Genomic DNA, 19,574 nt, shown 5'->3' with positions numbered 1-19,574 from the left:
GTCAGGCCTCGCCGATGTCGATGATGATGTTGCCGTCGGCGTCCGAACGCGCATGATCGCCGGGCTCAAGCACGGTGGTGGCGTCCATCTGCTCGAGGATCGCCGGTCCCTCGATTGTTGCGTCGAGCGGCAGCCTTTCACGCGCATAGACCGGCGTGTCGTGCCAGCGCCCGCTGTACCAGACCGGCCGGATCTCGCGCCGCGCTGCCTCCAGCGTCGCCGCGCGTCCTGCCGGGTCGATCAGCTGAGACAGGTCGATCTGCGGCCGCACCCCGGTCACCGAGGTGTTGAGGTTGACGAGATTGGCGCGGATCTCCGGCAGTTCGACCTTGAAACGGGCGAAATAGGCTTTTTCGAACAGCTGCTGCAGCGTCGCCCGTGAAACCGAGGATGAGGGTAGCGGCACGTTGATGATGTGCGTCTGGCCGACGAACTGCATGTCGGCGGAGTGGGTGACGCGGATTGCATCGGGCTTCACCGCTTCCTTGCCGATCAGCGACTCGCCTTCGTTTCGGTGCCGTTCCAACAACTCGCGAAGCTTTGCTTCGTCGAGGCTCGCTACCGGCTGGTTGACCGTATTGACGAAGTCGTGCCTGAGGTCGGCGACGACGCAGCCGAGCGCGTTGGTGATACCCGGGCGTGCCGGCACCACCACTTTCGGCAGGCCGAGTTCGCGGGCCAGCGCCGTCGCGTGCAGCGGCCCGGCGCCGCCGAAGGCGAACAGCGCGAAATCGCGCGGGTCGTGGCCGCGCGACACCGAAACCATGCGGATGGCGCCCGCCATCTTCATGTTGCCGAGCCTCAAGATGGCACCGGCCGCCTCGACGCCGGAAAGGCCCGTGTGCCTGCCGATTCTGTCCTCGAAGATTGCGGTGACGCGCTCGACAGTGACCGGATTGTCGACCGCAAGCAGCTTCTTCGGCGCCAGCCGCCCGAGCACCAGATTGGCATCCGTGATGGTGGGTTCCGTGCCGCCGCGCCCGTAGCAGATCGGGCCGGGATTGGCACCGGCGCTTTCCGGGCCGATCTGGATCAGGCCGGCGGCGTCGACGCGCGCGATCGAGCCGCCGCCGGCGCCGACGGTGTGCACCGCCACCATCGGCACATGGATCGGCATCGCATATTCGATCTCGATCTCGTTCGAGACCGCGGGCTCGGCATTGCGGATCAGCGCCACGTCGGTCGAGGTGCCGCCCATATCGTAGGTCACCAGGTTGGCGAAGCCGGCGCGTTTTCCCGTATAGGCGGCGGCGATGACGCCGGAAGCCGGACCGGACATGACGGTCTTTGCCGATTCCTGCGTGACGAAGCGGGCCGAGATCATGCCGCCATTGCCGTTCATGATCAGGAAGTCGCGCGCATAGCCTTTCGCCGCGAGCTCCTTGCGCAGCCGCTCGACATAGCGCTCCAGGATCGGCTGCACCGAGGCGTTGACCGCCGCCGTCACGCCGCGTTCGAATTCGCGCGCCTCCGAAAGCAGCGCATGGCCGGTGGTGATGTGGCCGTTCGGCCAGAGCTCCGCCGCGATCTCGGCCGCGCGCCGCTCGTGCGAGGGGTTGGCGTAGGAATGCAGGAAATGGATGACGAGCGACTCGCAGCCGGCGTCGAGCAGCTTTTTCACGGCATCGCGCATTTCGGCCTCGTGGAGCGGCAGGCGAACCGCGCCGGAGGCCTCGACGCGCTCCGACACTTCGAGCCGCAGATCGCGCGGAATGACCGGCACGAAGGTGCCCGTCATGCCATAGGCTTGCGGCCGCGTGCGCCGTCCGAGCTCGATCACGTCGCGGAAGCCGCGCGTCGTGATCATGCCGGTCCTGGCCAGCCGGCGCTCCAGCACGGCGTTTGTGGTGGTCGTCGTGCCGTGCACGATGAGGTCGATGCCCTCAACCGGAAAGCCGGTCGCGCCAAGTGCGGCGACCACGCCAAAGGCCTGATTTTCTACCGTCGTCGGGGTCTTGGCGATGTGCACCTTGCCGCCGGCCTTGCCGTCGATCAGGAGCAGATCGGTGAAGGTTCCCCCGACATCGATGCCGGCAACCACGCTTCCCGCCGACGCCGAAAATTTCTCATTCATTGCCGAAACCCGAAATGCCAGGACTACGGATATGCCTCGGTTTGGAAAGCCGTTTTACGCTGCCATCTTGACCTGAAGATCATTTGTATACTAATAAATTCCGGACACAAGAGTTTACCGCTTGGCAGTGTGCAGAGAGCACGTCGGAACCTGACCGTTCGGGCGCGCATGAGAAAGTTTGGCGCCAGCGCCTCGCGTCCGCGCCGGAAAGTTGGGTTTGATGAACACGACATCCGCGTTGAACCTCGCCGGCGCAAAGCCGCTGCAGTTCCCGATCCCGGCCAATGTCTATGCCGAGACCGTGGTGTCGGTGAAGCACTACACCGACCGCCTGTTCTCGTTCCGCATCACCCGCCCGCAGTCGCTGCGCTTCCGCTCCGGCGAGTTCGTCATGATCGGGCTGCCCAATGCCGAGAAGCCGATCTTCCGCGCCTATTCCGTTGCCAGCCCCGCCTGGGACGACGAGCTCGAATTCTTCTCGATCAAGGTCCCGGACGGTCCTCTGACCTCCGAGTTGCAGAAGATTGAGGTCGGCGACACCGTCATCATGCGCCAGAAGTCGACCGGCACGCTGGTGCTCGACGCGCTGACGCCTGCAAAGCGCGTGTTCATGATCTCGACCGGCACCGGCATCGCGCCTTTCGCCAGCTTGCTGCGCGACCCCGACACCTATGAGAAGTTCGATCAGGTGATCCTCGCCCACACCTGCCGCGACAACGCCGAACTCACCTACGGCCAGGAACTGGTCGCTGCGCTCGAGACCGATCCGCTGATCGGCGAGCTGACCGGCGGGCGTGTCACGCTCTACAATTCGACGACCCGCGAGGAGTCGGCGCGCATGGGCCGGATCACGGCCCTGATCGGTTCGGGCAAGTTTTACTCCGACCTCGGCATCGACAAGCTCAATCCGGAGACCGACCGCATCATGATCTGCGGCTCGATGCACATGCTGAAGGACGTCAAGGAGCTCGCCGAAAGCCTCGGCTTCCAGGAGGGCTCGCTCAGCCATCCCGCCAGCTTCGTCGTCGAGCGCGCCTTCGTCGGCTGAGGCATCTCCCAGTGTTTTGACCATGCGGTCAAAAACCTACTGCTTTTGCCGCCTTTTTCCGCTATGAGCCACTGAAGGACTCGTGAAGGACAACTTCGCGGGCTATCTTCAGTGCACGTCGCTGAATGAAAGGGCAGGAGATGAGCAGCACCATCCGCGAGGCCGGCGCAGGCGCGTCCAAGATCATGCCGCTGCCGGCGCGTGCCGCCGCCAACACGCCGATGCCGCTGGAGCACGGCATTGCCCGCAATCCTGGCATGAAGCTGGACCTCGGCTTCCTCGAATCCGTGCGCAGCGTCAACCGCTCGGCGCTGGAGCGCCGCGTCGCCACCCTCACCAAGCGGCGCTCGATCAAGGCCGACAACCAGGCCGCCTGGCTGCTGCGCGCGATCGCCTGCATGGACCTGACCACGCTGAATTCCAACGACACCGACGAGCGCGTGCGCCGGCTCTGCGCCAAAGCGATCAATCCGCTGCGCCGGGACATCGTCGAGGGCCTCGGCATCGCCGACGAAACGATCCGCCCCGCGGCGGTTTGTGTTTACCATCCCTTCGTGGCCACGGCCGTGGATGCGGTGCGCGGCACCGGCATCCATGTCGCGGCTGTCTCCACAGCGTTCCCGCACGGCCTTGCGCCGCTCTCGACCCGCCTGCAGGAGATCGAGGCCTCGGTGAAGGACGGCGCCGACGAGATCGACGTCGTCATTCCGCGCGGCCTGGTCTACGGCGCCAAATGGCGCGAGCTGTTCAACGAGATCGTGGCCATGCGCGCCGCCTGCGGCGACGCCCATCTCAAGGTCATCCTCGGCACGGGCGATCTCGCCACGCTGCGCAACGTCATGCTGGCCTCGATGGTGGCGATGATGGCGGGCGCCGATTTCATCAAGACCTCGACCGGCAAGGAAAGCGTCAACGCCACGCTTCCCGTCGGGCTTGCGATGGTGCGGGCCATCCGCGCCTATTTCGAGGAGACCGGCTATCTGATCGGCTTCAAGCCGGCGGGCGGCATTTCCACCGCGAAGGTCTCGCTCGACTGGCTGGTGCTGATGAAGGAAGAGCTTGGCCGGCCCTGGCTCGAGCCGCAGCTGTTCCGCTTCGGCGCCTCCAGCCTGCTCACCGACATCGAGCGCCAGCTCGAACATCATTTGACCGGCCACTATTCGGCCAACCATCGCCACGCGATGGCGTGAGCCACCCCCCTCCCCCTTGCGGGGAGGGTCGCCGCGAAGCGGCGGGGTGGGGGTCGAAAAACAAATCTGCCTGATCCATGCACCAGACCATCAGCCATTTACCCCCACCCCGATCGGCTTCGCCGATCGACCCTCCCCACAAGGGGGAGGGTAAAGGAGCGACCCCATGAACATCCTCGAACGCTATCGCGCCATGGAATACGGCCCGGCGCCGGAAGCCCGCAACGAGGCCGACGCCTGGCTCGCCGGCCGCGATTTCTCCAGGGCGCTGTTCATCGACGGCGCCTGGAAGGCGGCGGCAAGCGGCAAGACTTTCGATACCAGCGAGCCGTCCTCCGCAAAGCTGCTGGCGAAGATCTCGGATGCGGGTGCCGGCGACATCGACGCCGCGGTTGCGGCGGCCGCAAAGGCGCTGCCGAAATGGTCGGCATCATCGGGCTACGCCAGAGCGAAAGTGCTCTATTCCATCGGCCGCGCCATGCAGCGCCATCAGCGCCTGTTCGCAGTGTTGGAATCGATCGACAACGGCAAGCCGATCCGCGAGAGCCGCGACATCGACGTGCCGCTGGCGATCCGCCATTTCATCCATCATGCCGGCTGGGCGCAGACGCTCGAGAAGGATTTTCCCGGCCACAAGCCGGTCGGCGTCGTCGGCCAGGTCATTCCGTGGAACTTCCCGCTGCTGATGCTGGCCTGGAAGATCGCGCCCGCGCTCGCGGCCGGCTGTACGGTGGTGCTGAAGCCGGCCGAATTCACGCCGCTCACCGCCATACTGTTCGCCGAGATCTGCGAGCGCGCCGGCGTGCCGAAAGGCGTCGTCAACATCGTTCAGGGCGGACCGGAGGCGGGTGCCGCCATCGTCAACCATCCGGGCGTGCAGAAGATCGCCTTCACCGGTTCCTCCGAGGTCGGCAAGATCATCCGCAAGGCAACCGCCGGATCGGGCAAGAAGCTGTCGCTGGAGCTCGGCGGCAAATCGGCCTTCGTCGTTTTCGAGGATGCCGACCTCGACAGCGCCGTCGAGGGACTGGTCGACGGCATTTGGTTCAACCAGGGCCAGGTCTGCTGCGCCGGCTCGCGGCTCCTGGTGCAGGAAGGCATCGCGGAGGCCTTCATCGCCAAGGTCAAGGTCAGGATGAGCCGCCTGCGCGTCGGCAGCCCGCTCGACAAGAACACCGACATCGGGCCGCTGGTCGACCGCACGCAGCTCGACCGCGTCAAGGGCCTGATCGCCGAGGGCGCCAGGCAGGGCGCCGCTTGCTGGCAGCCGGACGCTGCCTTGCCGACGACGGGCTACTATCACTTGCCGACGCTCGCCACCTCTGTTTCGCCGGCTAATATCCTGGCGCAGGAGGAGGTGTTCGGGCCGGTGCTGGCGACGATGAGCTTCCGCAACACCGAGGAGGCGGTCGAGCTGGCCAACAACACGCGTTACGGTCTCGCCGCTTCGGTGTGGAGCGAGAACGTCAATCTCGCTTTGCATGTCGCGCCGCAATTGAAGGCGGGCGTCGTCTGGGTCAACGGCACCAACATGTTCGATGCGGCCTGCGGCTTCGGCGGCTATCGCGAAAGCGGCTTCGGTCGCGAAGGCGGACGCGAAGGCATGTTCGAATATCTTGCCGCCAAGCTGCCGGTCGGCCCCGCCATCAAGCCGGCCGCAGTCGGCTCAGCGCAGGTCGTCGAGCAGGCTGACGGTATGGCCATCGACCGCACGGCAAAGCTGTTCATCGGCGGCAAGCAGGTGCGTCCGGACGGCAACTACTCGCTGGCCGTCGCCACCGCCAAGGGGAAGCTTGCCGGCGAAGTCGGTCTTGGCAACCGCAAGGATATCCGCGACGCGGTCGCCGCCGCGCGCGCCTGCAAAGCCTGGCCGGACGCGACGGCCTTCAACCGCAGCCAGGTGCTCTACTACTTCGCGGAAAACCTTTCGGGCCGTGCTGATGAGTTCGCTGCACGCCTTGTCCAACTCACCGGCGTGACGGCGAAGGCAGCGCGCGAGGAGGTAGAGCAGTCCGTCGAGCGGCTGTTCCTCTATGCCGGCCTCACCGACAAGTTCGAGGGCCGCGTCCACCAGCCGCCGGCCCGCGCCGTGACGCTTGCGCTGCACGAGCCTGTCGGCGTCGTCGGCATCGTTGCGCCGGACAATCAGCCGCTCCTCAACTTCGTCTCGCTGGTGGCGCCGGCGCTCGCCATGGGCAACGCCGTGGTGGCCGTGCCGTCCGAGCGTCACCCGCTTTTAGCCACGGATCTCTACCAGGTCATCGAATATTCCGACATTCCGGCCGGCGCCATCAATATCGTCACCGGCCGCAGCGCCGAGCTCTGCGGCGTTCTGGCCAAGCACGACGACGTCGATGGGCTCTGGGTGTTTGCCGATGCCGACACCTGCGCCAAGGCGGAGGCCGATTCCATCGGCAACCTCAAGCGCGTCTGGACCGGCAATGGCCGCAGCCTCGACTGGACATCGAGCGAGGCGGCTGGCGAGGCCGTCCTGCGCCGCGCCATCGAGGTCAAGAACGTCTGGGTGCCTTACGGCGACTAAGCGCGTTCCAGACCGGGTCTGGTTTGACGACACTCGCGCCGCAAATTCGGCGCGTTTGCCGCAGGCTTCGAGGCTTGACGCATCGGCATGTGTTCTTTAACCAGAAAAAACAATTGGCCTGCGGAATAGTGGTCAGGCTCGCCTGGCACATTGCATCCCGTCTGGCCGCCACTAAGAAAGCTTGCGACACCGGAGGGAAGCATGGCGGATCTGGCAGGCAAAGTGGTCGTCATCACCGCGGCGGCGCAAGGCATTGGGCGGGCGAGCGCGCTGGCTTTCACCAAGGCCGGCGCCACCGTTCATGCCACCGACATCAACGAGCAGCTTTTGGCCGAACTCGGCAAGACTTCCGGCATAAAAACCCGCAAGCTCGACGTGCTCGATGACGCAGCCGTGACATCGGCCTTCGCCGAGATCGGCCCGGTCGATGTTCTGTTCAATTGCGCCGGCTTCGTCCATTCGGGGTCGATCCTCGAAATGACGGATGCCGATCTCGACTTCGCCCTGAATCTCAATGTCCGCTCTATGATCCGCACCATCCGCGCCGTGCTGCCCGGCATGCTGGAGCGCGGCGACGGCTCGATCATCAACATGGCATCGCTGGCAAGCTCGCAGAAGGGCGTGCCGAACCGTTTCGTCTACGGCCTGACCAAGGCGGCGGTCGTCGGCCTGACCAAGGCGGTGGCCGCCGATTATGTGGCTAAGGGCATCCGCTGCAACGCCATCTGTCCGGGCACGGTCGAGAGCCCGTCGCTGCAGGATCGCATGCATGCGCAGGGCGATTATGAGGCGGCGCGCGCCGCCTTCATCGCCCGCCAGCCGATGGGAAGGCTGGGCACGCCGGAAGAAATCGCCGATCTCGCTCTCCATCTGGCAGGCGCCACCTACACTTCGGGGCAGGCCTACAATATTGATGGCGGCTGGTCGATCTGACTCCCGTTTCGAAAATAGGGCGGTTCGCGGTGGTAGTGGGCGAACAGGAAGATCGGATCGAGTCTACGCGTTCATCGGAAGCATCGAAAAGTCTGAAAAATCCAGCCTGCCGACCGACTGCGCGGAGTCCGCGCTTGCGGGGTACCAGGCTGATGGCTAGGGTCCGCCCGATTTTCGCATGAGGTCGTGGCGGGAAGTTTTGCAAATCGGTCTTTGGCCGCAAGGTGGAGAGAAAAGATGAAGTTGCTGCGCTATGGCGAGGTGGGAAGCGAGCGTCCCGGCCTGCTCGATCAGGATGGCACGATCCGCGACCTTTCAGCCTATGTCGCCGACATCGCCGGGACGGCGCTGCATCCGGCTTCGCTGGAGATGCTGTCGAAGCTCGATCCGAAATCGCTGCCGGCTGTTTCCGGTAGCCCACGCATCGGCGCCTGCGTCGCCGGCACGGGGAAATTCATCTGCGTCGGCCTCAACTATTCCGACCACGCTGCCGAGACCGGCGCCACAGTGCCGCCGGAGCCGATCATCTTCATGAAGGCGAGTTCGGCCATCGTCGGGCCGGACGACGACGTGCTGATCCCGCGCGGCTCGGTCAAGACCGACTGGGAAGTCGAGCTCGGCGTCGTCATCGGCAAGACGGCGAAGTATGTCAGCGAGGACGACGCGCTGGATTATGTTGCCGGCTATTGCGTCGCGCACGACGTTTCCGAGCGAGCCTTCCAGGCCGAGCGCCAAGGCCAGTGGACCAAGGGCAAGTCCTGCGACACTTTTGGCCCGATCGGCCCCTGGCTGGTGACCACGGACGAGATCGCCGACCCGCAGAACCTCAAAATGTGGCTGACGGTCAACGGCAAGACCATGCAGAACGGCTCGACCAAGACGATGGTCTACGGCGTGAAGTATCTGGTTTCCTATCTCAGCCAGTTCATGTCGCTGCATCCCGGCGACATCATCTCCACCGGCACGCCGCCCGGCGTCGGGCTGGGCATGAAGCCGCCGGTGTTCCTGAAGGCCGGCGACGTCGTCGAGCTCGGCATCGAGGGCATGGGCCAGCAGAAGCAGACCTTCAAGGCGGACGAGTACGCGCAGACCTCGCCTTCTCCCCTTGTGGGAGAAGGTGGCCGCGAAGCGGCCGGATGAGGGGTGTTGGAACGATCTCTGCGTTGCAGAAGTAAGCGTCGCACGCCGCTGGAGCACCCCTCATCGGTCTCGGCGCTGCGCCCCGATCCACCTTCTCCCGCAAGGGGAGAAGGGGAGGCCGGCGCTACTTCAACACCCTTCCATCTGCCCCGAACCGATACGTCTTCGCCGGATCCGGCGTTGCATAGAGCGTCGCGCCCGGTTCGGCATTGTAGACGCCGAAGATCCGCACGGTGAGCAGCCCGGCCTTCTCGCAGTCGAGATAGAGATTGGTGTCGGCGCCGAGATGCTCGGCATGCACCACCGTGCCTTTCCAGGCGCCGGATTTTGCATCGACGGTCAGATGTTCCGGGCGCACGCCGACGGTCTTCGCCGTCTCGCCAAGCTTGGCGCCGTCGATGAAATTCATCTTCGGCGAGCCGATGAAGCCGGCGACGAATTCATTGGCCGGCGCATTGTAGAGCTCCATCGGGCTGCCGATCTGCTCGATGCGGCCGGCATTGAGCACGACGATCTTGTCGGCCAGCGTCATCGCTTCGACCTGGTCGTGCGTGACGTAGATCATCGTTGCCTTTAGCCGCCGGTGCAGCTGCGCGATCTCCAGCCTGGTGTTGACGCGGAGCGCCGCGTCGAGATTGGACAGCGGCTCGTCGAACAGAAACAGCTTCGGCTCGCGCACCACGGCGCGGCCGATGGCGACGCGCTGGCGCTGCCCGCCCGACAGCTCCGCCGGCCGTCGCTCGAGATAGGGCTCGAGCGACAGCATCGCGGAAGCGATCTTGATGCGGCGCTCGATCTCGGCCGAAGGGGTGCCGGCCTGTTTCAGGCCGAGCCCCATATTGTTCTTCACCGTCAGATGCGGATAGAGCGCGTAGGTCTGGAACACCATGGCGATGCCGCGTTTTGCGGGCGGCGTGACGGAGACGTCGTCGCCGTCGATCACCACGCGCCCGGAGGTCGAATCCTCTAGCCCTGCGATCACGCGCAGCAGCGTCGACTTTCCGCAGCCGGACGGGCCGACGAAGACGACGAATTCGCCGTCATTGACCTCGAGGTCGATGCCCTTCAGCACCTCGACCGGCCCGAATGCCTTCTTCACGTTCTCGATGTTCAGCGAGCCCACGGCTTCGTCCTTGTTCTAGAGTTTGATTGGCGCGCCGGTGCGCACGCTCTGGTCGGCGGCGAGGCAGACGGCGAGCGACTTCACCGCGTCCTCCATGTGGCGGGTCAGGTCGATGTCCTCGCGGATGGCCTTGAGCAGGAAAGCTTGTTCAAGATCGCAGAGTTCCTGGTGCCCCGGCTCGCCTTCCATCGACAGCAGTTCGTCCTCTTTGATGAACTTTCCGTCCGGCCCGGTCGCGGCGCTGTGCAGGCGGATGGTCGACGTCTTGGTGTGTGTGTCGATGTCGTCGGACTTAACGCCCTCCTTCATGACGATCGACACAGAGCCTTTGGGCGACATCACGTCCTTCACGAAGAAGGCGGTCTCCGAAACCATCGGTCCCCAGCCGGCCTCGTACCATCCGACCGAGCCGTCTTCGAACAGCACCTGCAGGTGGCCGTAATTGTACATCGAGGGCGCCACTTCATCGCTGAGCCGCACGCCCATGCCGCGCACCTCGACCGGTCTGGCGTCGGTGATCTGCAGCATCACGTCGAGATAATGCACGCCGCAATCGACGATCGGCGAGGTGGTCCGCATCAACTGCTTGTGCGTTTCCCAGCTGTGGCCGGAGGACTGCTGGTTGAGGTTCATGCGGAATACGTATGGCCCGCCGAGCTTGCGCGCCTCGGCGATCAGCCGCATCCAGGACGGATGGTGGCGCAGGATATAGCCGATCACCAGCTTCCTGCCGTTGGCTTTGGCGGCATCGACGACGCGCCTGGCGTCCGCCACCGTGGTCGCCAGCGGCTTCTCGACGAAGACATGGCAGCCGGCCTCGAACGCCCGCACCGCATAGTCGGCGTGGCTGTCGGAATAAGTAGCGATGGCGGCGACGTCCGGCTTCTCGTCGCGCAGCACGTCCTCGAAGGAGCGCCTGATGCGATAGCCCGCGAGCCCATCCGGCAGCGGCACCTCGGAACGGTTGACGAGCGCGGCGATCTCGAAGCCCGGATTGGTGTGATAGGCCAGCGCATGGCTGCGGCCCATATTGCCAAGGCCGGCGACGACGACGCGAAGAGGCTGTTCTGCACTCACTTGACGGCTCCTGACGTGATGCCGCGGATCAGCTGCCGCGAGAAGATGACGTAGAGGATCAGCACCGGCAGGATCGCCAGCGAGAGCGCCGCCAGGATCGCGTTCCAGTTGGTGACGAACTGGCCGAGGAAGAGCTGCGCGCCGAGCGTCACCGTCTTGGTCTCTTCCGACGGCGCCAGGATCAGCGGGAACCACAGGTCGTTCCAGATCGGGATCATGGTGAAGACGGCGACCGTCGCCATCGACGGGCGCACCAGCGGCAGCACCAGCCGGAAGAAGATCGTGTACTCCGACAGCCCGTCGATCCTGCCGGCGTTCTTCAGGTCGTCGGACACCTGCTTCATGAACTCCGACAGAATGAAGATGGCGAGCGGCAGGCCTTGCGCCGTGTAGACCAGGATTAGCGCCGTCAGCGTGTTGACCAGCCCGCTCGCCACCATCAGCTGCAGGATGGCGACGGTGCCGAGGCGGATCGGGATCATGATGCCGAGCGCGAGATAGAGCCCCATCATCGTGTTGCCGCGGAAGCGGTATTCCGACAGTGCGAAAGCGGCCATGGCGCCGAACAGAAGCACGAAGAACAGCGAGGCGACCGTGACGACGAGGCTGTTCTGGAAATAATGCAGAAAGTCGCCCTGGCCGAACACGGTGGTGTAGCCGATCAGGTCGAAAGTTTTCGGCGTCGGCGGCGTCAGCGGCGCGCCAAAAATACCGGCGCGCGACTTGAACGAGTTCATGATGACCAGGATCACCGGGAACAGCGCGATCACCGTGTAGGTCAAAAGGACGGCATGGGCGCCGATGGTCCGGGGAAGCGAATGTGTTGCGGTGCTCATGGCGCGCCTCAGAACTGGTAGCGACGCAGGCGCGTCTGGACGAGGAACAGGTAGACGCAGACGCCGGCGAGGATGATCAGGAACATGATCGTGGCGATCGCGGCACCCATGTTGGGATCGCCGACCTGCAGCTGGAAACCGAAGAAGGCGCGGTAGAGGAAGGTGCCGAGGATGTCGGTCGAATAATTCGGACCGGCTAGCGCCCCTTGCGCGGTGTAGATCAGGTCGAAGGCGTTGAAATTGCCCACGAAGGTCAGGATCGAGATGATGCCGATCGAAGGCAGGATCAGCGGCAGCTTGATCTTCCAGAACTGCGCCATCCCGGTGACGCCGTCGCATTCGGCCGCCTCGATCACCTCGTCGGGGATCGACAGAAGTGCTGCATAGATCAGCATCATCGGGATGCCGACGAACTGCCAGACCGAGACGAGGCTGAGCGCGGTGAGCGCATATTGCTCTTTGCCGAGCCACGGCGTGAACAGGCTCTTCAGCCCGACAAAGTCGAGCAGATGCGGCGCCACGCCCCAGATCGGCGAAAGGATCAGCTTCCAGGCAAAGCCGACGATGACGAAGGACAGGATCGTCGGCACGAAGATCGCGGTGCGATAGAAGGCGGCAAACCGCAGTCTCGGGCTGGAGAGAAGCGCCGCCAATAGGATGCCGATCGGATTCTGCACCAGCATGTGGATGATGAAGAACCAGACATTGTTCCGCAGCGCGTTCCAGAAATTCACCGACCAGTTGGGATCGCCGAACAGCGTGTGGAAATTGTCGAACCCGACGAACACTTGCGCCTGGTTGATGTTGCGGAACAGGGAAAGCTGCAGGGTCCCGAACAGCGGCAGGATCATGACTGCCGTGTAGACGAGCACCGCCGGCGCCAGGAAGACGCCGATATGCCAGCGGATCGGTTTCTTGGGTCGTGTTTGTGCGGCCATGAGTTCGGTCCCCGCCGTCTCTCGGTTCCAGGTCGATGGTGCTTGGCTGATGCCTCGATGCACGGCGGCCTGACTGTCCCCATGATGCGAGGGACAAGGCCAGCGACAGTGCGGCTTCGTCTTCCCGCAAGGGTGAGGGTAAGACCGAGAGGCGGCGCCGACAATCGCTATCTAGATCTGTCCGAAGGCCGGCCGGGCAGCGCCCGGCCGGTTCGAATGGCTAAAGCCTTACTTCGCCGGCTTGTACCAGCTGTCGAGGCCGTCCTGCAGCTTCTTGGCCGCGGCTTCCGGCGTGTCGGTGCCGTTGATCACGTTGGCCGATTCGACCCAGGTCTCGTTCTCGAGGTTCGGCGTGCCGCGCGACAGGATCTGGTAGGTCGAGCGGATCGTCGACTTGCACTTGCCACGCCAGGAGACGAATTCCTGCGCCAGCGGGTCCTCCATCTTCACCGGCGTGTTGTTCAGGCTGAAGAAGCCCGGCAACGCATTGGCGTAGATGTTGGCGAAGTCCGGCGAAGCGACCCAGGACAGGAACTTCTTGGCTTCTTCCGGGTGCTTCGAGGCAGCGTTCAGGCCCATGCCGATATCGGTATGGTCGGAGATGTAGCAGGTGTCGCCGGCCTTCTGCACGGGCGGCGGGAAGGCGCCCATCTTGAACTGCGCCTGGGTGTTGAACAGGCCGATCTCCCAGGAGCCGGCCGGGTAGATGGCGGCGCGGCCGAGCGTGAACAGGTTCTGGCTGTCCGGATAGGTCTGCGCCTCGAAACCGTCGCCGAGATAGGGCTTCCACTTGGCCAGTTCCTTGTAGGGTTCGACCCACTGCGGATCGGTCAGCTTCTGCTCGCCCTTGATCAGCGCCTGACGGCCTTCCTCGCCCTTCCAGTAGTTCGGGCCGATGTTCTGGTAGCCCATGGTCGCGGCTTCCCAAAGGTCCTTCGTGCCCATCGCCATCGGGATATAGGTGCCGTCCGCCTTGATCTTGTCGAGCACGGCATAGAACTCTTCATTGGTCGTCGGCACCTTGAGGCCGAGCTTGTCGAAGGCGTCCTTGTTGTAGATGAAGCCGTGGATGACCGAAGCCATCGGCACGCAGAAGCTCGACTTTCCGTCGTCGGTCTGCCAGGCGGCCTTGGCGACTGGAGAGAAGTTGTCCATGCCGGGCAGCGACGAGAGGTCGGCGAGGTTGCCCTTCTTGAACAGCTCAAGCGACTTGTCGAAGGGGCGGCAGGTGATCAGGTCGCCCGCCGAGCCGGCAGAGAGCTTGGCGCCGAGTGCCGCGTCATACTCGGTCGGCGCCGAGGGCGCGAACACCACCTTGATGCCAGGGTTCTTGGCTTCGAAGGCCGGGATCAGCTTGTCCTTCCAGATGGTCAGGTCGTCGCCGCGCCAGCTCTCGATGTTGAGCGTGACGTCTTCGGCAAGGGCCATCCCGGTGGTGCCGAGAATGCTCGTGCCGATGAGAAGTGCCGTCAGTAGTTTGGTCGTCATGTCCAGTCTCCCTGTTGACCTTTTTCAGGTTCGGTTTTGATGAGAACAGCGGCTAGCGCCCCTTGCTCCCCTCGATCGCGGAAAGCGCCGGCCTGAGCTTCTGGCCGGTTTTTTCCAGTATCTTCTCGGCCGCATCGGCATTGGCAGCACCCGCGGCGAGCAGAATGGCAGTCTTGACGCGGCCGCCGCTCTCTTCGAGCAGGCGCGCCGCGTCTTCGCGGCTGCGTCCGCCGATGGCGGCCACCATGCGCACCGCGCGGTCGCGCAGCTTGATGTTGTCGGCGGCGAGGTTGACCATGTAGCCGTCATGCACATGGCCGAGATGGACGGCAGCGAGCGTCGACAGCATGTTGAGCGCGATCTTCTGGGCTGTACCCGCGCCCATGCGCGTCGAGCCGGCGATCAGCTCCGGCGGCGTCTCGAGCAGGACGGCGACGTCGGCCTCACCGAACAGCGTCGCGCCCTTGTTGTTGGCGATCGCGATCGTCGCCGCGCCCCGGCGCCGCGCGTCGCCGATCGCCTGGACGGCATAGGGCGTCGAGCCACTGGCCGAGATGGCGATCAGGCAGTCGCCCTTGCCGATATTGGCATTCGCGACGGCTGCCGCGGCTTCCTCGGTATCGTCTTCCGGTCCGCCGGCAAGCGTGCGGAACGCCGCGTCGCCGCCGGCGATCAGGATGGCGATGCGGTCACGCGCGATACCGAATGTGCCGGGAAGTTCCAGCGCATCGGCGACAGCCATCAGGCCGGAGCTGCCGGCTGCCGCGTAGGCGAGCCTGCCTCCACCCTTCAATTGTCTGGCGACAAGCTCGGCGGCCTCGGCTATGGCCGGGATGGCGCCGTGCACGGCCTTGGCGGCCTCGATCTGCGCATTGGCGAGGAATGAAAGGATGGCATCCGGGGTCTGGACATCCAGCCCCGCGGCGTTCTGATGAAGCGCTTCCGTGCGCGTCTCGACCATCCGCTTTCCTCCAACTGATCGAACAATACCAAAAAAATACCACTTGTCCACATCCCTCATCGCGTTTTCATGCCCCGGAGCGCACCGGGGTCAAATTTCCATGTCCTTTCAATCAAATACGCCTTGATCTTTTTTGAACCGAAATTAACGCTTGGCTATTGGTATTTTATTGGTATTATCCGCGACGAGGAGAAAATCGCGTGAAATTCGTGCTTGGCATCGATGGCGGCGGCACAAGCTGCAGGGCGGCCCTTGCGACCGCCGACGGCGCTATCGTTGGCCGCGCCAAGAGCGGCGCGGCCAATATCCGCACCGACCTTACCGGTGCGCGCGCAAACATCGTCGAGGCGGCAAGGCAAGCTTTCGTGGCCGCCGGTGAAGATCCGGAGCTGATCCCCGAGACGCCTGCCATTCTCGGCCTCGCCGGAGCCAATGTCGGCACCTACAGGCAGCAGCTGGAAGCGATCCTGCCGTTCAGCAAAAGCCGCGTCGAGACGGATGCCGAGATCGCGCTCGAAGGCGCCGTCGGCTCCGGCGACGGCGCCATGGCGATCCTGGGCACCGGCACCGCCTATATGGCGCGCAAAGCGGGCAAATCCCGCGCCATCGGCGGCTGGGGTTTTCAGGTCGGGGACCAGGGCAGCGGCGCCCGTATCGGCCGCGACCTGCTCGAGCAGACGCTCCTTGCCTATGACGGCATCCGCCTCGGCTCGCCGCTGACGGATGCCATGCTTGCCGTCTTCCGCAACAATCCCGAGGACGTGGTCGAGTTCACCACCAACGCCAAGCCCGGCGACTTCGGCGGTTTCGCGCCAAAAGTCTTCGAGCATGCCGAAAAGGGCGATCTCGTCGCCAATTGGATCCTCGATAAGGCGGTTGCCGATGTCGAGGCTTCGCTGGGCGCGCTCGAACTCGCCGACGACGCGCCGCTATGCCTGCTCGGCGGCCTGGCGCCGCTCTACGCGCCGCGGCTATCGGCGCGCTATCAGGCGCTGCTGAAGGCCCCGCTTGACGATGCGCTCGGCGGCGCGGTGCAGATGGCCGCGCGCATCTTCGCGGGCAAATCCGGAGGCGCCCGATGAGCGCCGCCGACCAGATCTTCGCTATGCTGCCGGAGGCGCCGCGATGAGCGCCGCCGACCAGATCTTCGCTATGCTGCCGGAGGCGCCGCGATGAGCGCCGCCGACCAGATCTTCGCTATGCTGAAAGAATCCTCGCAGAGCGGAGCGCCGCTTTACCTGCAGCTGAGAAAAAGCATCGAGGAAGCGGTCAATCGCGGCCTGATCGGGCCGGGTGACGCGCTGCCTTCAGAGCGCGATATAGCCAGCAAGGCCGACATTTCGCGCGTCACTGTGCGCAAGGCCGTGCAGGATCTCGTCAAGGGCGGCATCCTCGTCCAGCGCCATGGCTCCGGCACCTTTGTCGCCCCGCGCATGGAACGTGTCGAGCAGTCGCTGTCGCGGCTCACCTCCTTCACCGAGGATATGGCGCGCCGCGGCATGGTCGTGCGCTCGGCCTGGCTCGATCGCGGCCTCTATGCGCCCTCGCCGGACGAGATGATGGTGCTCGGCCTGTCGTCGAGCGAGCTGGTGGCGCGCGTGGCGCGCCTGCGCATCGCCAACGACACGCCGCTGGCGATCGAGCGCGCCGCGATTTCGGCGAGCGTGCTTCCCGACCCCGAAGCGATCGGCTCCTCGCTCTACGCGGCGCTGGAACTGACCGGCAACCGCCCGGTGCGGGCCGTGCAGCGCATTTCGGCCGCCAATCTCGGCGACGGCGACGCGCGCCTTCTCGAAGTGCCGCCGGGGGTTGCCGGCCTGCACATCGAACGTATTTCCTATCTGGCGAGCGGCAAGGTGATCGAGTTCACGCGCTCGATCTACAGGGGCGACGCCTATGACTTCGTCGCGGAACTCCGGCTGACCGGGCCGGGAGAGGAGAGCCGGCCATGATCGCAACCGCCACCCACATGCGGCGCGAGATCGAGGAGATCCCGCAGGCCACCGCCCGCCTGCTCGACGGCTCGGCCAAGGTGCTGGCCGAGGCCGGCCGCGGCCTTCGCGAGCGCGATCCGCATTTCGTCGTTACCGTGGCGCGTGGCTCGTCCGACCATGCCGCCACCTTCATGAAATATGCCGTGGAGCTGACGGCCGGCCTCGCCGTCGCGTCCGTCGGCCCGTCGATCGCTTCCATCTATGGCGCGAAGCTGAGGCTACGCGGCTCGGCTTGCCTGGCGATCTCGCAGTCGGGCAAGAGTCCCGACATCGTCGCCATGGCCGAAACCGCGAGAGCCGGCGGCGCGCTCACCGTCGCCATCACCAACACCGCCGACTCGCCACTGGCGCGCGCCTCGGATTACGCCATCGACATTCTCGCCGGCCCGGAGCGCAGCGTCGCGGCCACCAAGACCTTCGTCAATTCGGCCGTCGCCGCCCTGGCGCTGATGGCGCACAGCACTGGCGATGAGGCGCTGCTTGCTGCGCTCGCCCGCCTGCCGGAGCATTTCGAGAAGGCGATCGCCTGCGACTGGATGGCGCTCGCCGCGGCGCTCGAAACGCCGCGCTCGCTGTTCATCCTCGGCCGCGGCCCATCCTTCGCGATCGCCAGCGAGGCGGCGCTGAAATTCAAGGAAACCTGCGCCATGCATGCCGAGGCTTATAGCGCCGCCGAGGTCATGCACGGGCCGCTGGCGCTGGTCGGGCCGGGCTTCCCGGTCCTGGCGCTTGCTGCCCGCGACGCGTCGGAGCCTTCGGTGGCCGAGGCGGCCGATAGCTTGACGGCCAAAGGCGCGGCCGCTTTCGTCACCTCCGACAAGGCGAAGGCAGCCAGGCTGCTGCCGTATGTCGCAACCGGCCATCCGTTAACCGATCCGCTGCCGCTGATCGTGTCCTTCTATGGCTTCGTCGAGGCCTTCGCCCGCCATCGCGGCCTCGATCCGGATGCGCCACGCAATCTGCGCAAGGTGACGGAAACCGTATGAGCGACCGTTTCGCCCTCGCCGGCGCCCGTATCTTCGACGGGGCCGACTGGCACGACGATGCGGCCCTTGTCATCAAGGACGGCATGGTCGAGGCCATTCTGCCCACCGGCGCCGTGCCGTCAGGCGTCTCCCGTGTCGAGACCGGTGGCGGCCTCTTGGTTCCCGGCTTCGTCGACATCCAGGTCAATGGCGGTGGTGGCGTCATGCTCAACGACCATCCCGATGTCGCCTCGATCGAGACCATCTGCCGGGCGCACGCGCCCTTCGGCACCACGGCGCTCTTGCCGACGCTGATCACCGACACGCCGGCGATCACCGCCGCGGCGGTCGCCGCCGGCGCCGAGGCCGCCCGGAAGAAGGTGCCGGGTTTTCTTGGGCTGCATCTCGAAGGCCCGCATCTGTCCGTCGCGCGCAAGGGCGCGCATGATCCGGCTCTTATCCGGCCAATGACGGACGCCGACCAGGCTGCGCTGGTCGCGGCGCGTCAGGGCTTGCCGGTGCTGCTCACCACGGTCGCACCGGAATCGGTCCAGCCGGCCCGGGTCACGGCGCTGGCCGCGGCCGGCATCGTTGTCAGCCTCGGCCACTCCGACACCGGCTATGCCACGGCAACGGCCTTCGCCGAGGCCGGCGCCACGGTCGTCACCCATCTCTTCAACGCCATGAGCCAGATCGGCAATCGCGAGCCGGGACTGGCCGGAGCGGCGATCGACACCGGCAGCTTCTACGCCGGCCTCATCGCGGACGGTATCCATGTCCATCCCGGCACCATGACGCTTGCACTCAATGCCAAGAAAGGCCCGGGCAAGATCCTTTTGGTCACCGACGCCATGGCGACGATCGGCACCGACATGACATCCTTCACCCTCAACGGCCGTACCATCTACCGCAAGGACGGGAGTCTCAGGCTTGCCGACGGCACGCTGGCCGGCGCCGATCTAGACATGATTTCCGCCGTGCGCTTTGTCCATTGCGTGGTCGGGCTCGATCTCGACGAGGCGCTCCGCATGGCGTCGCTCTATCCCGCCGAAGCGATCGGCCAGGCGCATCGCCTCGGCCGCTTCGCCAACGGCACCGCAGCGGACATTGTCGGGCTGTCGGAAGACCTGGACGTCAAGAATGTCTGGATCGGCGGCGAGAAGGTGTTTGCGGCGTAGGCCTCTTCCTTCGTCATCCTCGGGGCTTGACCCGAGGATCCATGCCGTGACCTCTGCGGTGGGGCGCAACGGGTGCAGAATTCTGTA

General features: G+C 65.0%; 15 protein-coding genes and 1 pseudogene. 9 read left to right on the top strand and 7 right to left on the bottom strand.

What is annotated here, in order from left to right:
- Position 1 precedes the first annotated feature (1 nt).
- Positions 2-2,074, bottom strand: coding sequence for a hydantoinase/oxoprolinase family protein (locus tag CK218_RS15045; RefSeq protein ID WP_095828197.1), 2,073 nt, complete (start codon positions 2,072-2,074; stop codon positions 2-4).
- A gap of 220 nt (positions 2,075-2,294) precedes the next feature.
- Between CK218_RS15045 and CK218_RS15040 the strand changes: the two genes are divergently transcribed.
- The 5 genes and pseudogenes from CK218_RS15040 to CK218_RS15020 form a co-directional block, all read left to right on the top strand.
- A complete protein-coding gene (locus CK218_RS15040) occupies positions 2,295-3,122 on the top strand; it encodes a ferredoxin--NADP reductase (protein WP_095828196.1) in 828 nt (275 codons plus the stop codon).
- Positions 3,123-3,262: 140 nt separating this feature from the next.
- A complete protein-coding gene (gene deoC, locus CK218_RS15035; RefSeq protein ID WP_066996200.1) occupies positions 3,263-4,312 on the top strand; it encodes a deoxyribose-phosphate aldolase in 1,050 nt (349 codons plus the stop codon).
- A gap of 166 nt (positions 4,313-4,478) precedes the next feature.
- A complete protein-coding gene (locus CK218_RS15030; protein ID WP_095828195.1) occupies positions 4,479-6,854 on the top strand; it encodes an aldehyde dehydrogenase family protein in 2,376 nt (791 codons plus the stop codon).
- Positions 6,855-7,055: 201 nt separating this feature from the next.
- Positions 7,056-7,787 (top strand): SDR family oxidoreductase, encoded by a 732-nt coding sequence (locus CK218_RS15025; protein ID WP_095828194.1) that lies wholly within the window; start codon positions 7,056-7,058, stop codon positions 7,785-7,787.
- Between the two features lie 237 nt (positions 7,788-8,024).
- A pseudogene (locus CK218_RS15020) lies at positions 8,025-8,864 on the top strand (fumarylacetoacetate hydrolase family protein); the annotation flags it as partial.
- Positions 8,865-9,051: 187 nt separating this feature from the next.
- On the opposite strand, the gene CK218_RS15015 reads toward CK218_RS15020, so the two are convergent.
- From CK218_RS15015 to CK218_RS14990, 6 genes are all read right to left on the bottom strand, one after another.
- Positions 9,052-10,050: an ABC transporter ATP-binding protein gene (locus CK218_RS15015; RefSeq protein WP_066996130.1), complete on the bottom strand. Its 999-nt coding sequence runs from the start codon at positions 10,048-10,050 to the stop codon at positions 9,052-9,054.
- A 15-nt stretch (positions 10,051-10,065) separates the two neighbouring features.
- Positions 10,066-11,127 (bottom strand): Gfo/Idh/MocA family oxidoreductase, encoded by a 1,062-nt coding sequence (locus tag CK218_RS15010; RefSeq protein WP_095828192.1) that lies wholly within the window; start codon positions 11,125-11,127, stop codon positions 10,066-10,068.
- Complete coding sequence (locus CK218_RS15005) at positions 11,124-11,963, bottom strand: carbohydrate ABC transporter permease (protein ID WP_066996124.1); 840 nt, start codon at positions 11,961-11,963, stop codon at positions 11,124-11,126. Before CK218_RS15005 ends, CK218_RS15010 begins: the two co-directional genes overlap by 4 nt.
- 8 nt (positions 11,964-11,971) lie before the next feature.
- Positions 11,972-12,901 carry a sugar ABC transporter permease gene (locus CK218_RS15000; protein ID WP_066996121.1) on the bottom strand — a complete coding sequence of 310 codons (930 nt, stop codon included), beginning with the start codon at positions 12,899-12,901 and terminating at the stop codon, positions 11,972-11,974.
- Between the two features lie 228 nt (positions 12,902-13,129).
- The gene (locus tag CK218_RS14995; protein WP_067324040.1) at positions 13,130-14,389 is read right to left on the bottom strand and encodes an ABC transporter substrate-binding protein; all 1,260 of its coding nucleotides are present in this window, start codon (positions 14,387-14,389) and stop codon (positions 13,130-13,132) included.
- 52 nt (positions 14,390-14,441) lie between these two features.
- Positions 14,442-15,350: an N-acetylmuramic acid 6-phosphate etherase gene (locus CK218_RS14990; RefSeq protein WP_095828191.1), complete on the bottom strand. Its 909-nt coding sequence runs from the start codon at positions 15,348-15,350 to the stop codon at positions 14,442-14,444.
- Between the two features lie 200 nt (positions 15,351-15,550).
- On the opposite strand from CK218_RS14990, the gene CK218_RS14985 reads away from it, so the two are divergent.
- From CK218_RS14985 to nagA, 4 genes are all read left to right on the top strand, one after another.
- Positions 15,551-16,432, top strand: coding sequence for an N-acetylglucosamine kinase (locus CK218_RS14985; RefSeq protein ID WP_095828190.1), 882 nt, complete (start codon positions 15,551-15,553; stop codon positions 16,430-16,432).
- 90 nt (positions 16,433-16,522) lie between these two features.
- Positions 16,523-17,302: a GntR family transcriptional regulator gene (locus CK218_RS14980; protein WP_067324046.1), complete on the top strand. Its 780-nt coding sequence runs from the start codon at positions 16,523-16,525 to the stop codon at positions 17,300-17,302.
- Complete coding sequence (locus CK218_RS14975; RefSeq protein ID WP_095776948.1) at positions 17,299-18,330, top strand: SIS domain-containing protein; 1,032 nt, start codon at positions 17,299-17,301, stop codon at positions 18,328-18,330. The genes CK218_RS14980 and CK218_RS14975 overlap by 4 nt, the downstream gene beginning before the upstream one ends.
- Positions 18,327-19,487, top strand: a complete 1,161-nt coding sequence (nagA, locus tag CK218_RS14970; protein WP_095828189.1) for an N-acetylglucosamine-6-phosphate deacetylase — start codon at positions 18,327-18,329, stop codon at positions 19,485-19,487. The genes CK218_RS14975 and nagA overlap by 4 nt, the downstream gene beginning before the upstream one ends.
- Positions 19,488-19,574 lie beyond the last annotated feature (87 nt).

Origin of the sequence: Mesorhizobium sp. WSM3879, assembly GCF_002294915.1 — a bacterium.
In the GTDB taxonomy this organism is placed as follows: domain Bacteria; phylum Pseudomonadota; class Alphaproteobacteria; order Rhizobiales; family Rhizobiaceae; genus Mesorhizobium.
The sequence above is the reverse complement of the archived record's forward strand: the minus strand, read 5'-3'. Positions and strand labels throughout refer to the sequence as shown.

What these genes read in the sequence shown, in the direction of transcription:
- CK218_RS14990 (WP_095828191.1), bottom strand. Translation starts at nt 15,350, where the DNA reads ATGGTCGAGACGCGCACGGAAGCGCTTCATCAGAACGCCGCGGGGCTG.
- CK218_RS15025 (WP_095828194.1), top strand. Translation starts at nt 7,056, where the DNA reads ATGGCGGATCTGGCAGGCAAAGTGGTCGTCATCACCGCGGCGGCGCAA.
- CK218_RS15045 (WP_095828197.1), bottom strand. Translation starts at nt 2,074, where the DNA reads ATGAATGAGAAATTTTCGGCGTCGGCGGGAAGCGTGGTTGCCGGCATC.
- CK218_RS14975 (WP_095776948.1), top strand. Translation starts at nt 17,299, where the DNA reads ATGATCGCAACCGCCACCCACATGCGGCGCGAGATCGAGGAGATCCCG.
- CK218_RS14995 (WP_067324040.1), bottom strand. Translation starts at nt 14,389, where the DNA reads ATGACGACCAAACTACTGACGGCACTTCTCATCGGCACGAGCATTCTC.
- CK218_RS15000 (WP_066996121.1), bottom strand. Translation starts at nt 12,901, where the DNA reads ATGGCCGCACAAACACGACCCAAGAAACCGATCCGCTGGCATATCGGC.
- CK218_RS15005 (WP_066996124.1), bottom strand. Translation starts at nt 11,963, where the DNA reads ATGAGCACCGCAACACATTCGCTTCCCCGGACCATCGGCGCCCATGCC.
- deoC (WP_066996200.1), top strand. Translation starts at nt 3,263, where the DNA reads ATGAGCAGCACCATCCGCGAGGCCGGCGCAGGCGCGTCCAAGATCATG.
- CK218_RS15030 (WP_095828195.1), top strand. Translation starts at nt 4,479, where the DNA reads ATGAACATCCTCGAACGCTATCGCGCCATGGAATACGGCCCGGCGCCG.
- nagA (WP_095828189.1), top strand. Translation starts at nt 18,327, where the DNA reads ATGAGCGACCGTTTCGCCCTCGCCGGCGCCCGTATCTTCGACGGGGCC.
- CK218_RS14980 (WP_067324046.1), top strand. Translation starts at nt 16,523, where the DNA reads ATGAGCGCCGCCGACCAGATCTTCGCTATGCTGAAAGAATCCTCGCAG.
- CK218_RS15040 (WP_095828196.1), top strand. Translation starts at nt 2,295, where the DNA reads ATGAACACGACATCCGCGTTGAACCTCGCCGGCGCAAAGCCGCTGCAG.